This is a genomic window from Candidatus Enterococcus wittei (assembly GCF_002140175.1).
GTDB lineage: Bacteria > Bacillota > Bacilli > Lactobacillales > Enterococcaceae > Enterococcus_B > Enterococcus_B wittei.
Window position 1 is genome coordinate 244,853 of sequence record NZ_NGMO01000003.1, and the last position, 13,203, is coordinate 258,055.

Below are 13,203 nucleotides of genomic sequence, written 5' to 3' on the forward strand. Positions count from 1 at the left end.
CTCCATCGAATACAATTTAAATTGTATTCAAATATTTGGGATTACCTATATTTAATATTCAAATATAACATGATATTTATTATTTTAGTACCTATTTATTTAATCTTTGTCTTACGTGTAGCAAGTTGGCTTTATCAATTTTTTCACTAATTTAGCTATATTTCCATTACCTTTATAATATCATTAATTTCTGGATAGCATGAATGACCAAAAGGAGGTAACTTAGTGTTACCTAGATTCATTCTTAGTGCTTTTAGTCCAATAGACAAAAGATAGTTTTACAAGTATCTTAACGCTTCAATCTTGAGGAATTCATCTTTTTACTAAAACTATTTTAAATAATCATTTACATCTAAAAAAATCACTAGAGAAATTTTTCTGATGAGTTTTTTCTCTATACGATTGGTTTGATTCCTTCCTAAATTTCATTATAGCCCATTCCTTCAATCCTATTTCTGTTCCAAACCTATCTCTCATTAAGTAGCTAATTAGATTCGCTTGAGGATCAAATTATTGCTTTTTATTCTCCAAAGTTTTTCAAACTCCTGTATGTCAATATTTCCTCTGGTAGAAAATCTCTGGTAGAAAAAATAAAATAACACAAAAAAAAGCGCCTAAAAAGACGCTTTTGGTAGAAATTTGGAAAACTGAGTTTTCAAAAGCACGTAAATAACGGCTTTTGATCCTTGAGTTTTCCCCAGTTTCACTGAGTTTTGCCATCATTTCCGATACATCTTAAACTCCAAGAATAAATCATTGTAGATACCTAAATATTTAGGTCCTAGGTTTTCATAGACTTCAAGATGTGAAATGGTCTCATCAGAAGGATAGAATTGCTCGTCTTCTGAGATTTCCTTTGGTAATAACGCTTTAGCTGCCTTATTAGGAGTAGAATAGCCGATATATTCTGCATTTTGAGCAGCGTTTTCTGGTTCAAGCATGAAATTGATAAAATCGTAAGCTCCTTCTTGGTTCTTCGCTGTTTTTGGAATCACGATATTATCAAACCAAAGATTTGAGCCTTCTGTTGGGATCACATAATGTAAATGTTCATTTTCATACATCATATCTGCAGCTTCGCCAGAAAAAGTAACGGCTACAGAAGCTTCTTCATTGATCATATACATTTTAATTTCATCTGCGACAATAGCTTTCACATTAGGGGTCAATTTATTTAATTTCCTTGAAGCCTCAAGTAATTGATCCATATCTTTACTATTCAAAGAATAACCTAAACTGTTCAAAGAAAAACCGATAACTTCTCTGGCCCCATCGATCAACATCAAACTATCTTTTAATTGAGGTTTCCACAAATCATTCCAATGTTGGATTTCGTCTTCACTAAATACTTTATCATTGTAGACGATCCCTAATGTTCCCCAAAAGTAAGGAATCGAGTAACGGTTATTCGGATCAAAGTCTAAATTCAAAAAACGATCATCGATGTTGTTTAGCCCTATGATTTTTCTATGATCTAAAGGTAGCACTAATTTTTCTTCAATCATCTTTTGGATCATATATTCGCTGGGAATGGCAATATCGTATCCAGTGCCTCCCTGTTGGATTTTCGTAAACATTGCTTCATTTGAATCAAATGTTTCGTAATTGACTTTATAGCCATACTCTTTTTCAAATTTGGTGATCAGACTAGGGTCGATATAATCTCCCCAGTTGTAGATCGTCACGATTTTTGCACCACTCATGCCACTGGCTTTTTCCAGTCGATTCACACCTATGACTAAGACCACAATGATCGCAATGATCCCGATGAACAGTGATTGTAATTTTTTCATCGTAGACGTGCCACCTCCTCTGGTACTCGACGATTTTTCCGTAAACGTTTTGGTCGGTTTTCTTTACTGATGAAGTAATACCCGATGACTAAGACCATAGAGAATAAAAAGACGAGAGCACTGAGCGCATTGATTTCTAAACTGATTCCTTGTCTAGCTCTTGAGTAGATCTCTACAGATAAAGTCGTAAAGCCATTGCCTGTCACAAAGAAGGTCACTGCAAAATCATCTAATGAATAAGTAAATGCCATAAAGTAGCCAGCGATGATTCCTGGTGATAAGAAAGGTAAGATGATATTTTTAATCACTTGAAAGTTATTCGCTCCTAAATCTCTAGCAGCATCCACCATCGAATCATTCATTTCTTGCAATTTAGGCAAAACCATCAAGACAACGATTGGAATACTAAAGGCGATATGTGAAAGCAAAACACTTTGAAATCCTAAACCGAAGCCTAATAATGTAAAGAAAATCAAAAAACTTGCACCGATGATGACATCAGGAGAAGCAATCAAGATATTGTTCATACTTAGTAACGCTGTTCTTGCTCTTCGCTTTTTGGTGTAGTAGATACCCATTGCTCCAAATGTACCAATGATCGTTGCCAATAAAGCAGATAAGAAGGCCAACATGAATGTATTCAATACAATGATGATCAGACGGGTATCTTCAAATACTGCTTGATAATTTTCCCAAGTGAAACCAGTAAACTGATTCATAGTTCCACCTTCATTGAAGGAATAAAAAATCAAATAAAAAATGGGCAGATACAGCAATAAAAACACTATTGCTAAGTAGAGATACGACCACTTGAATTTTTTTCTCATGAGCGTCCTCCTTTTTTCTTTTCACCTGTCAAAAGCATAACTACAAACATAGCAATAATCAGAATCACACCGATCGTTGAACCCATCCCCCAGTTTTGGGTCACTAAGAAATGTTGTTCGATCGAGGTTCCTAGTGTGATTACACGGTTTCCACCAATCAAACGAGTCAACATGAATAGCGATAGAGATGGAATGAACACTGCTTGTACCCCACTTTTCACACCATTGAGTGACAAAGGAAAGATGACTCTGCGAAAAGTTTCAAAACTATTCGCACCTAAATCGCGACTGGCACTTAATAATGAAGGATTCATCTCTTCTAATGCATTAAAAATCGGCATAATCATAAATGGAATTTCGATATAAGTGGCCACAAATAAGAAACTAAAGTCAGTAAACAAAATTTGGTAGGGGCCTATTCCAATAAATTCAAAGAAATGGTTGACACTTCCATGGGCACTGAAAATCCCAACGAATGCATAAGCTTTCAGCAATAAATTCACCCATGTAGGTAAAATGATCAGCATCAGCCATAGTTGTTTATGTTTTAGTTTCGATAAAAAATAGGCTGTCGGATAGCTGATCAGTAAAGTGAATAAAGTAATCAAAAACGCATACCAAACGGAGTTAAGTGTCATGGAAAGGTAGGTTCCTGAAGTGAAATAAGCGGCGTAGTTACTTAAGGTAAACTGTCCGTTCATGTCAAAAAATGATTGGTAGATAACTAATAGTACTGGCGCAATCACAAACAATCCTAGCCACAAGACATAAGGGATAGAGTAGATTCTACGCATTGTTTTCATGTGAAGTCCCCCTATTCTTCATAGCTTTCTAGTCGTGCATCAAATTCTTCTTCCGTTTCATTGAAACGCATCACGTGAATATTTTCTGGATCAAATGCCAAACCTACTTTACTTCCTTCACGAGCTTTTTTCGTTGAGTGCACCATCCATTCATTACGTTGCTCATCATAACAAATGATTTCATAATGAACGCCACGAAATAGCTGTGTATCAACTGTTACGACTAGATTTCCTTGATCAGGTGTCGTGATGGTGAGGTCTTCTGGACGTAAAACTACTTCGACGGGTTCATTGGTCCGCATACCACTATCGACACACTCAAAACGTTTACCGACAAATTCGACTAAATTATCTTCGATCATCACACCATCAACGATATTACTTTCACCAACAAAATCTGCCACAAAATGATTGATTGGTTCATCATAAATATCCACAGGTGTTCCACTTTGAACGATTCGTCCTTTATTCATTACAAAAATCTCATCACTCATCGCCAATGCTTCCTCCTGATCATGAGTGACAAAGATGAACGTGATACCTAAACGTTGTTGTAATTCCCTTAACTCGTATTGCATATCAGTACGCAACTTCAAATCCAGTGCAGAAAGTGGTTCATCTAGCAGCAAAACTTTAGGTTCATTCACGATTGCTCGTGCAATCGCTACACGTTGGCGTTGCCCTCCAGACATCTCACTGATTTCTCGATTTTCATACCCAGGTAATTGAACCATTCGTAATGCATCTTTCACCTTTTTTTCAATCTCTGATTTTGGCATTTTTTTGATCTTCAGACCAAATGCCACATTATCAAAAACATTCATATGTGGAAAAAGTGCATAATCTTGAAAAACAGTATTGACTTGGCGTTTGTTAGCCGGCAGATCATTCAATCGTTTTCCTTCAAAATAAATATCCCCTTCAGTCGCTTCTGTAAAACCAGCAATAATTCGAAGGATGGTTGTTTTCCCACAACCAGATGGTCCTAATAATGTATAAAATTTTCCTTGCTCGATCTCAAAACTAATATTTTTTAAAATGGTTTCATCGTCGTATCTCTTTACGACTTGATCAAATGATATGATTGGTTGCCCCACTTCTCTGCCTCCTATATTACAAGTACGATTCCGTTGCCACGATTAGTACTTTTGTTTGTTTTTCTTGATGATTGCGCAATTGATGTTGTTTGGTTGCTTGGTAATAGATGGTTTGTCCTTTTTTTGCAATGTATTCCTCTTCTCCTAAGCTTAACGCTAACTCCCCTTCTAAGACAAAGATAAACGTTTCAGACAAAGATGGCTCAAAAGTTTTATACTCTCCAGCCTTTTTAAAAGTCAATATTACAGGTTCCATCTCTTTTTCATTTGAATCTGCGACAAGCCACTGCAACTCATACCCGTTTTCTTCATCAAAGTAAACGGTACGATCTTCTTTTGAATAAACAACTTGCACGTTGGATGTGTCTTGATGAAAAAATTCCTCGGGGGTGACCCCTAGCACTTCAAGAATAGAGAAAAATGTTTCCATTGATGGTGAACTTAAATCTCGTTCTAATTGTGAAATATAGCCTTTAGATAAATCGGTTCGTTCGCCTAGTTCTTCTTGTGTCAAGTTCTTACGGATACGAAGATTTCTTAACTTCTCACCAATTTCCATAGCTTTCCTCCTACATGAAGTTTTCTAATAGTAAACTTAGAGTTTACTATCACCTGTATTAGTATACAAATTTTTCTTGAAAATACAACCCTTTTTCTACAGATTTCTAATCAATTATTTCAAAGACCAAAGTGGTACATTTAAGAATAAATTATAAATCGAACTGAACGAAAGTGAACCGCTTTATGGTATGATAGAAGAAAATTTTGAAAGGAGTGTATGCAAAAAAAATGAATACGTTTAAACAATTACAAGTAACGAATGAACCTCATTTTCAAACAGCGATTGTTTCAGCTGAACTACCTAAGCTGACGAATCATGACGTTCTAGTCAAAGTTGCTTATTCTGATGTGAATTATAAAGATGCCTTAGCTTGCACTGAAAACGGACAAGTGATTCGTCATTATCCGATGACTCCTGGTATCGATCTAGCAGGCATCGTGGTCAAAAGCTTAGACCCTCGTTTTGTGCCAGGTGATCGTGTATTAGCCACTGGTTATGGTCTAGGGGTTAGCCAACCAGGAGGATATAGCCAATATCAAGCTGTTCCAGGAGAATGGTTGGTCCCACTTCCTGAAACCATGGATTTACGCCAAGCGATGATTTTAGGTACTGCAGGTTTTACTGCTGCTTTATGTGTGAACGCTTTACTTAAGCAAGGAATGTCTCCAACAGATCCCATCATCGTTACAGGAGCTTCCGGTGGTGTCGGTAGTGTGGCAATTGCCATGTTACACAAGTTAGGCTTCCAATCGATTACAGCTTTTTCTCGGAAAGCAGACACACAAATTTGGTTACAAAAACTTGGGGCAAGTGAAGTCGTCCATCCAGATGACTTCTTACCTGAAAAAACGAAGCCTTTAGATAAACAGCAAGTTGCTTATGTTATTGATACAGTTGGAGGCGAACAGTTGACTCGCTTATTGCCTTTAGTCGCTTATGATGGTGCAGTTGCTTTATGTGGAAATGCGGGTGGAATCCAATTATCTACTAGTGTCTTACCTTTCATTTTGCGCAATATCCAATTAATTGGTATTGATTCGGTCAATGTTTCTCATGAACAACGTCTTCACGTCTGGCGCCAACTCGCAGAATTGTCTATTACTGATAAACTGTTAGTGACAGAAATCACCTTAGATGCAGTACCAAAAACCACTAAACATATCCTTGAAGGCACACATCAAGGACGAACCCTTGTTAAAGTAGGAGAATCAATATGAAGATATTAATTACAGCTGGTGGTACGAAAGAGAAAATTGATCAAGTGCGTTCTATCACTAACCATTCCAGTGGTCGTTTAGGAAAAGCGATTGCTGAAGCTTTTATCGCTCAGGGCCCTGTCCAGATCGATTATGTAACAACTAAATTTGTTGCCAAACCTAAGCTGTCTGATCATTTACGGTTCCATATTATCGAGTCAACAAGCGATTTATTCCATACATTAGAACAACTTCTTCAAGAACAAACATACGATGCCATCATCCATAGTATGGCTGTCAGTGATTTCACACCAGCTTTCAGCCTCTCAGAAACGCAATTTTCTGAGCGTTTGACCAAAGATCCGCTAACATCTGCTAACCTACACGACTGGTTGACAACAAGTGAACAATTGACTGACAATCAAGACAAGATTTCTTCAGATACCGATTACTTATTTGTTGCCTTGAAGAAAACACCAAAAATCATTGGCTTTTTGCGTAAATGGCAACCGAAAGCAAAAATCGTAGGGTTTAAATTACTTGTTGATGTACCAAAAAAACACCTACTTTCTGTTGCCAAGAAAAGCTTGGCTACCAATCAAACAGACTTTGTTTTTGCCAACGATCTCACTCAGATCAGTGAAAATAAACATCACGGTTATCTGATTTCTGCAACTGGTAGCATCGAAGAAGCTCATACAAAACAAGAAATTGCCCAACGAATCGTGGCAAATATTCTAAACTGAGGTGAAGTCAAAATGAAAAAAATCCTATTAGGCGTATCTGGTAGTATCTCGGCTTATAAAAGTGCAGATATCACTAGTCAATTGGTCAAATCAGGCTATCAGGTAGATGTCATCATGACAAAAAGCAGTACACAATTCATCACACCGTTGACCCTACAATCTTTATCAAAACGTGCTGTCCATACTGATGTCATGCAAGAGAGTAATCCAGCAGTGATCAATCACATTGAGTTGGCCAAACAAGCTGACTTATTCTTGATTGCACCTGCTACCGCAAATGTCATCGGTAAACTAGCAAATGGTATCGCAGATGATTTACTTTCAACTTTTGCTATGGCTCTACTACCTAAGACACCTAAATTGATTGCGCCAGCTATGAACACTAATATGTATCATCATCCGATTAATCAAAAAAATCTAGCTACATTGAAAGAAATTGGTTATCAAGAAATCGAACCAAAAGAAGCACTTTTAGCTTGTGGTGATTATGGCAAAGGTGCCTTGGCAGATATTCCAACGATTATAGAACAAGTCAGCTTACTGCTGAATCAGCGACAAGCTTGAGGCAAAAGGAGTTATTATGAAAAATACAAAAACTTTTACTTTGACGGCTATGTTTTTAGCAATCTTAATTTTATTAGCTGTAACACCATTAGGATTTATACCCATAGGACCACTCACCCCAACCACGATGCACATCCCTGTCATCATTGCTTCAATTATTCTAGGTCCTAGACTTGGCGCATTTCTTGGAGGCACTTTTGGATTGATCAGTGTGATTCGTAGTACGATGCTTCCCGGTCCTTTATCTTTTGCCTTCTCTCCTTTTATTCCAGTGATCGGTACAGATCAAGGAAGTTGGAAAGCGTTGCTTGTTGCCTTCATCCCACGTATTTTGATTGGTATTGTTCCTTACTTTGTCTATCATGGAATGAAAAAAATCACAAAGGAGAAAGCCAATCCTCTTTCTTTATTTATTGCAGGAATTGCAGGTTCTCTAACGAATACGATCTTTGTTATGAATATGATCTACTTTCTTTTCCAGCAAGATTATGCACAGGTACTTGGCACGAATGTCGATGCTGTCTATTCCGCAGTCCTTACAGTAATCTTCACTAGTGGTATTCCTGAAGCAATTGTCGCAGGGATAACGACTGTAGCAGTCTCTAGTATCTTATTGCGGTTAATCCGTTAACGCTTGTTGTATTCCTTGTTTAAAACCAAATAAATATTTCTCGTTACGCTATCTTGGATACAATGAATATTTTGTTCAAGAATACTTATCGTTAGCCCTTCAGCAGTATGAACACTATCAACTATCTTAGAAATTTATTTTTCAATGACCATGTTACTGAAGGGCACGATGTACATATTTTTTTATTTGTTCTTTGTTCCCACAAGTGTTTCATCCTGTTTTTTTTATCATTTGGTGTTACGATTACTGTTACAGATGAATCTGGAAAGGATGAGTGAAATGAATATTTTCGTAGTAGGTGCAAATGGACAGATTGGTCGGCACTTGATACAAAAACTAGCGACGACTGAACACCAAGTATATGCAGGAGTTAGAGATGTCGCAACTCAGTCCATTATCAAAGAGGATAACATCTCTTATGTCTCCTTTGACCTTACATGGCCTACAGAAAAAATGGCCGAAACATTCCAAACGATGGACATCGTCATTTTTACTGCGGGTTCTCAAGGAAAAAATCTCTTACAAGTCGATTTAGATGGTGCCATCAAAACCATGATAGCAGCCGAAGAAGCAAAGGTTCCTCGTTACTTGATGATCAGCGCAGCTTTTGCCGACGACCGTGCAAAATGGCCTGAGTCTATGATCGATTATTATATTACCAAACACTATGCAGATGAATGGTTAAAGAATCACACTGATTTAGACTATGTGATCATCCAACCGGTTTCGCTAACCAACGACGAAGAGATCACAACAATTCAATTAACAAAACCAGGTGATAAGATGGCTAAAACGATTACTCGAAAAACAGTCGCTGAAGTCTTAGCAGAATTAGTCGATCAACCAGCAATCACACGCACAACACTTGTTTTATCTGAAGGATCCTCTTCTGTCTCTGATGCTTTAGCTCATGTAGCCAAGGAGGTTTAAACATGCGTGCCATTTCCATCAAACATCCTGGTTCAGCCGAGGTCTTAGAAGAAATCAATGTTCCCGTACCTGTTCCACAAAAAGGCGAACTGTTGATCAAAGTCCACACGGCAGCCGTGAATCGTACCGATATCATGCGGCGGGAAAACCAGGAATTACAACCTCCTTATCCTATACTAGGTGTTGAAGTAGCAGGAGAAGTTATTGAAAATGCCAGTGGGCGCTCCGAATTTTCAAAAGGAACCAGAGTGTATGGGTTGGTCAATCTTGGGGGATATGCGGAGTATGCTGTTATGCCTGCCGATCGTGCGATTTTATTGCCTGAATCTGTGGATTATATTGCAGCAGCTGGTATTGCGGAAGTGTTTTTGACAGCTTATCAAACTCTCTACTGGCTAGGAAATCTTCAAAAAGAAGAAACCGTCTTAATCCATGCTGGAGCAAGCGGTGTCGGTACTTCTGCGATTCAATTAGCAAAACAACTTTCTCAAGCCAAAGTCATTGTTACCGCTGGTTCCGAAGAAAAATTAGCCTTTTGTAAAGAGCTAGGTGCTGACGAAGGCATCAATTATAAAACCCAAGATTTTGCTAAAGAGATCCAGCGCATTACTGAAGGACAAGGCGTCGATGTCATCTTGGATTTTGTCGGTGCATCTTATTGGGAAAAAAATCTTGCTTCCATCGCTGTCGATGGCCGTTGGATTTTGATTGGACTGTTAAGCGGAACAATCGTTGAAAAAGTCGATATTAGCCTGCTTTTACAAAAACGTATCCAATTGATCGGTACGTTACTGACTCCTAGATCAGATGAATATAAAGCGAATTTGACACAAGAATTTATGCGCGAGGTCGATCCTTACTTTGAATCAAATAAGGTCCGTCCAATCATTGATCGAACTTTTCCATTCGAGAAGGCCAAGGAAGCACAGGAGTACATGGAAGCCAATAAAAATATAGGGAAAATCATTCTTACAATCAGTGAATAACTGTTGTAAAGGCACAATGAACACAATTCATTGATCGGTGAATAACTAAAAAACATAATGAACCTAGTCCAACGATCATAAAAAACCCGAAGAATTCGAAAAGAGTTTCGTTCTTTTCTGAATCCTTCGGGTTATTTTTTTATTTATCACCAGTTCATTCTAAAACTAAATAATTGTATCATAGTCCTAAAGAAGTATCTTATTCAGACCGTAGTGTTTCTATTCTATCAAAAGCAAATTGTGCAGCTTGCTGACCCGCTTGACGACCAAAAATGATGATCTCAGCTACTGAATTTCCTCCGATACGATTTTCTCCATGCAGGCCACCAGCGACTTCCCCTGCAGCATAAAGTCCAGTAATTGGTTGCTCTTCTTTATCTAATACTTCAGTATTCGTATTGATTTTTATTCCGCCCATCGTATAGTGGATACCTGGAGCGATTTTGATAGCATAATACTTTGGCTTAGAAAGGTCATTGTCCATCGCTGTGGTACGGCCGAATGCTGTATCTTCTTTGTTCGCTACCTCTTCGTTCCAAGTAGTGACAGTTTTTGCCAATGTTTCTGACGGCAACTGGATTTTTTCTGCTAATTCTTCGATACTTTCACCAGCAGTCACATAGCCTTTTTCATCATAGAATTCAATAGCTGTCGCACGATCACGTACTCCTTGATCAAAAATCAAGTAAGCAGATTTTTCTGGCAGTGCAGTGATTGCCGCAGAAACTTTATCACGGGTATTCATCTCATTGACAAACCGTTCGCCTGCTTGATTGACTAAGATAGCCCCTTCGCCACGTACCACTTCACCAATCAGGACTCCTTCATCTTGTTGGACGGTTGGATGGATTTGAATCTTATCCATATCCACTGTTTGTCCTCCTAAATTCTCGATCATCTTGATCCCATCACCAGTTGATCCTATTTGATTTGTCGTCACATAACCTTTTAGATCAGGACGATAGCTATTGATTAGTTCCTCACTGGCTCCGTAACCACCAGTTGTTACAACAATTGCTTTACCTGTAATATCTTTTGGTTCTTCTCCCTGCACTTGAACAGTAACTTGGTTGACGATCCCATCCGTCTTCTTAATATCTTTGACTTCTGTATTTACAAAAATCGGAATGTTGCGTTCATGAACATTGCGCAACAAACCATCTACCAAATACCCGCCAATCGCCGAACCATCGGAAGGACGATGAGTCCGTTTTTCACTCATTCCACCAGTAATCGTTAAATTATCTAATTTGATACCATTTTGATCTAACCAATGGATCGCATCCGCTGAATGATCCACAAAATAGCGGAGTAATTCTTTATCATTTGTTCCATTTGCTCCTTTTAGCGTCTCTTCATAAAAAGCATCATTGGAATCTGTGATTCCTTCTTCTTCTTGGAATTTTGTTTCTGAAGCATTCATCCCACTTGAAGACTTCAATGTATTGCCTCCTGCTACAGGCATTTTTTCAAAAATCACTGGGTTTAGTCCAGCATCGCTTGCCTCGATAGCCGCCGCCATACCTGCTCCACCAGCACCAACAATGACAATATCATAGGAATCTTTCATCTCTGATGGATTTGTGTATGCTTGAACAGAAGCACCAGATGAAACCTCTGTCGTTTCCTTTGTAGACGAATTGCTTGAAGCTTTTTGTGAAGTATCAGAAGAACAAGCCCCTAGTGTGATGATTGTTGTAACTGTCAATAATCCTTTTATTACCTTTTTCATTCTTTCCCTCCTAAAATAAACACATGACTCCATGATAAGTGATATTTTTCACAATTTCAACCGTTCATCGTTAAATTTCCAATATTAGATATTTTTAAAATAACATATAACTTTAAAGTGAGAAGGATTTAGCGGTGATTTCTATTCATTTTTTTCTTATGATCAAAAAGAGAGATCTCCAGGAAATTACACTAAAAAAGCAATGGTGTTTCTTTAACAAACAAAAAATTTGGGGTTTATCTTCTGTACGAGTATAATCTAAATGAATCATGAAGGAGTTAAGAGATGAAAGTTGTTAAACATTTTTTTACTAAAGGAAGCAAATCCGCAGGAAAAGTCACCCATGCTATTTATATTATTTTACGAGTGATCGTCGTAGTCATGCTGATCGATCAAATCATCAATCAGAACATGGGAAATATCCTACTTCTACTACTCACCCTGTTATTGTTTGAAATCCCTTATTACCTAGAAAAAATATTCAAGATCCAAATCCCAAATATGTTAGAAATTATTTTATTATCATTTATTTTTAGCTCAACCGTTCTAGGGGAATTAAGTGATTTTTATGGCTATTTTTCGATGTGGGATACAGTGCTTCATGCCCTTAGCGGTTTTTTAGCTGGTGGTGTGGGTTTTTCTTTAGTTTATCTATTGAATAAAAACACCAAAACAATGAACCTTACCCCGTTATTACTCGCCTTAGTTTCCTTTTGTTTTTCTATGACAGTCGGTGTCGTGTGGGAATTTGTTGAATTTTCTGCAGATCAGCTGTTTCAGTTGGATATGCAAAAAGACACTTACGTTACACAAATCAATAGTGTCAAACTTAGTGAAGAGGAGAACACTGTCTACACAATCAACGATATTACAGAAACAGTCATTCAATATAAGGATGAAAATGGGAAAACACAAGAGTATACCATTGACGAGGGTTATCTAGACATTGGTATTTTAGATACGATGAAAGATTTGTTCGTAAACTTTATCGGTGCACTTGTCTTCAGTATTTTTGGTTACTTGTATAGTCGAAATGATTATCGAAAGTTTACCTTTATCCGTAATTTTATCCCAAGAAAAAAAACATAAAACATAGATGTTGGTGGATTCCACCGACATCTTTATTATTGTTCTAAAGAATAAAAGAGGTATCATAAAATCCTTTAAAAATGGAATAGACATATCCGTTCATTCAAACAAAATCCTTCGGTATAGAAATTTAAGTTGTCCATCAGAATTTTTTGAATAATCATCTCAAAATATTACAGTAAAATGCTTGTAGTTTCAAAAAATTATTATCATTTTAAATCTTGGAAGGTAATATACTAAGACAAAT

The 13,203-nt window shown here is 37.4% G+C and carries 13 protein-coding genes; 7 read left to right on the forward strand and 6 right to left on the reverse strand.

Translation table 11 applies throughout. From position 1 onward, the window contains the following. Positions 1-719 precede the first annotated feature (719 nt). From A5844_RS09045 to A5844_RS09065, 5 genes are read right to left on the reverse strand one after another with little or no spacing between them, the layout of a single operon-like run. Positions 720-1,793: an ABC transporter substrate-binding protein gene (locus tag A5844_RS09045; protein ID WP_086284862.1), complete on the reverse strand. Its 1,074-nt coding sequence runs from the start codon at positions 1,791-1,793 to the stop codon at positions 720-722. Then, positions 1,790-2,620, reverse strand: coding sequence for an ABC transporter permease (locus tag A5844_RS09050; RefSeq protein WP_086284863.1), 831 nt, complete (start codon positions 2,618-2,620; stop codon positions 1,790-1,792). Before A5844_RS09050 ends, A5844_RS09045 begins: the two co-directional genes overlap by 4 nt. Further along, positions 2,617-3,423, reverse strand: coding sequence for an ABC transporter permease (locus tag A5844_RS09055; protein ID WP_086284864.1), 807 nt, complete (start codon positions 3,421-3,423; stop codon positions 2,617-2,619). The genes A5844_RS09050 and A5844_RS09055 overlap by 4 nt, the downstream gene beginning before the upstream one ends. 11 nt (positions 3,424-3,434) lie before the next feature. Continuing rightward, positions 3,435-4,520 carry an ABC transporter ATP-binding protein gene (locus A5844_RS09060; protein ID WP_086284865.1) on the reverse strand — a complete coding sequence of 362 codons (1,086 nt, stop codon included), beginning with the start codon at positions 4,518-4,520 and terminating at the stop codon, positions 3,435-3,437. A gap of 16 nt (positions 4,521-4,536) precedes the next feature. Then, on the reverse strand, positions 4,537-5,079 hold the full coding sequence (locus A5844_RS09065) for a helix-turn-helix domain-containing protein (protein ID WP_086284866.1): 543 nt from the start codon (positions 5,077-5,079) through the stop codon (positions 4,537-4,539). Between the two features lie 230 nt (positions 5,080-5,309). Here A5844_RS09065 and A5844_RS09070 point away from each other — a divergent pair, with 230 nt between their 5' ends. From A5844_RS09070 to A5844_RS09095, 6 genes are all read left to right on the forward strand, one after another. Next, entirely contained in the window at positions 5,310-6,299 is a 990-nt protein-coding gene (locus A5844_RS09070) for an acrylyl-CoA reductase family protein (RefSeq protein ID WP_086285253.1), read from the forward strand. Then, positions 6,296-7,024 (forward strand): phosphopantothenate--cysteine ligase, encoded by a 729-nt coding sequence (locus A5844_RS09075; protein ID WP_086284867.1) that lies wholly within the window; start codon positions 6,296-6,298, stop codon positions 7,022-7,024. The genes A5844_RS09070 and A5844_RS09075 overlap by 4 nt, the downstream gene beginning before the upstream one ends. Before the next feature lie 12 nt (positions 7,025-7,036). After that, the gene (gene coaC, locus A5844_RS09080; RefSeq protein ID WP_086284868.1) at positions 7,037-7,588 is read left to right on the forward strand and encodes a phosphopantothenoylcysteine decarboxylase; all 552 of its coding nucleotides are present in this window, start codon (positions 7,037-7,039) and stop codon (positions 7,586-7,588) included. Between the two features lie 16 nt (positions 7,589-7,604). Continuing rightward, entirely contained in the window at positions 7,605-8,219 is a 615-nt protein-coding gene (locus A5844_RS09085) for an ECF transporter S component (RefSeq protein ID WP_086284869.1), read from the forward strand. 279 nt (positions 8,220-8,498) lie between these two features. After that, positions 8,499-9,149, forward strand: coding sequence for an SDR family oxidoreductase (locus A5844_RS09090; RefSeq protein ID WP_086284870.1), 651 nt, complete (start codon positions 8,499-8,501; stop codon positions 9,147-9,149). 2 nt (positions 9,150-9,151) lie between these two features. Further along, complete coding sequence (locus A5844_RS09095; protein WP_086284871.1) at positions 9,152-10,135, forward strand: NAD(P)H-quinone oxidoreductase; 984 nt, start codon at positions 9,152-9,154, stop codon at positions 10,133-10,135. A gap of 199 nt (positions 10,136-10,334) precedes the next feature. Here A5844_RS09095 and A5844_RS09100 read toward each other — a convergent pair whose 3' ends face one another. Continuing rightward, complete coding sequence (locus A5844_RS09100) at positions 10,335-11,867, reverse strand: flavocytochrome c (protein ID WP_086284872.1); 1,533 nt, start codon at positions 11,865-11,867, stop codon at positions 10,335-10,337. Positions 11,868-12,152: 285 nt separating this feature from the next. Here A5844_RS09100 and A5844_RS09105 point away from each other — a divergent pair, with 285 nt between their 5' ends. Continuing rightward, a complete protein-coding gene (locus tag A5844_RS09105) occupies positions 12,153-12,956 on the forward strand; it encodes a DUF2238 domain-containing protein (protein WP_086284873.1) in 804 nt (267 codons plus the stop codon). The last annotated feature ends 247 nt before the right edge of the window (positions 12,957-13,203 follow it).

Bases quoted from the DNA above. Each gene is read 5' to 3' on its own strand.
- A5844_RS09045 (WP_086284862.1), bottom strand. From the start codon at position 1,793: ATGAAAAAATTACAATCACTGTTCATCGGGATCATTGCGATCATTGTG.
- A5844_RS09055 (WP_086284864.1), bottom strand. From the start codon at position 3,423: ATGAAAACAATGCGTAGAATCTACTCTATCCCTTATGTCTTGTGGCTA.
- A5844_RS09070 (WP_086285253.1), top strand. From the start codon at position 5,310: ATGAATACGTTTAAACAATTACAAGTAACGAATGAACCTCATTTTCAA.
- A5844_RS09095 (WP_086284871.1), top strand. From the start codon at position 9,152: ATGCGTGCCATTTCCATCAAACATCCTGGTTCAGCCGAGGTCTTAGAA.
- A5844_RS09075 (WP_086284867.1), top strand. From the start codon at position 6,296: ATGAAGATATTAATTACAGCTGGTGGTACGAAAGAGAAAATTGATCAA.
- A5844_RS09065 (WP_086284866.1), bottom strand. From the start codon at position 5,079: ATGGAAATTGGTGAGAAGTTAAGAAATCTTCGTATCCGTAAGAACTTG.
- coaC (WP_086284868.1), top strand. From the start codon at position 7,037: ATGAAAAAAATCCTATTAGGCGTATCTGGTAGTATCTCGGCTTATAAA.
- A5844_RS09105 (WP_086284873.1), top strand. From the start codon at position 12,153: ATGAAAGTTGTTAAACATTTTTTTACTAAAGGAAGCAAATCCGCAGGA.
- A5844_RS09050 (WP_086284863.1), bottom strand. From the start codon at position 2,620: ATGAGAAAAAAATTCAAGTGGTCGTATCTCTACTTAGCAATAGTGTTT.
- A5844_RS09100 (WP_086284872.1), bottom strand. From the start codon at position 11,867: ATGAAAAAGGTAATAAAAGGATTATTGACAGTTACAACAATCATCACA.
- A5844_RS09090 (WP_086284870.1), top strand. From the start codon at position 8,499: ATGAATATTTTCGTAGTAGGTGCAAATGGACAGATTGGTCGGCACTTG.
- A5844_RS09085 (WP_086284869.1), top strand. From the start codon at position 7,605: ATGAAAAATACAAAAACTTTTACTTTGACGGCTATGTTTTTAGCAATC.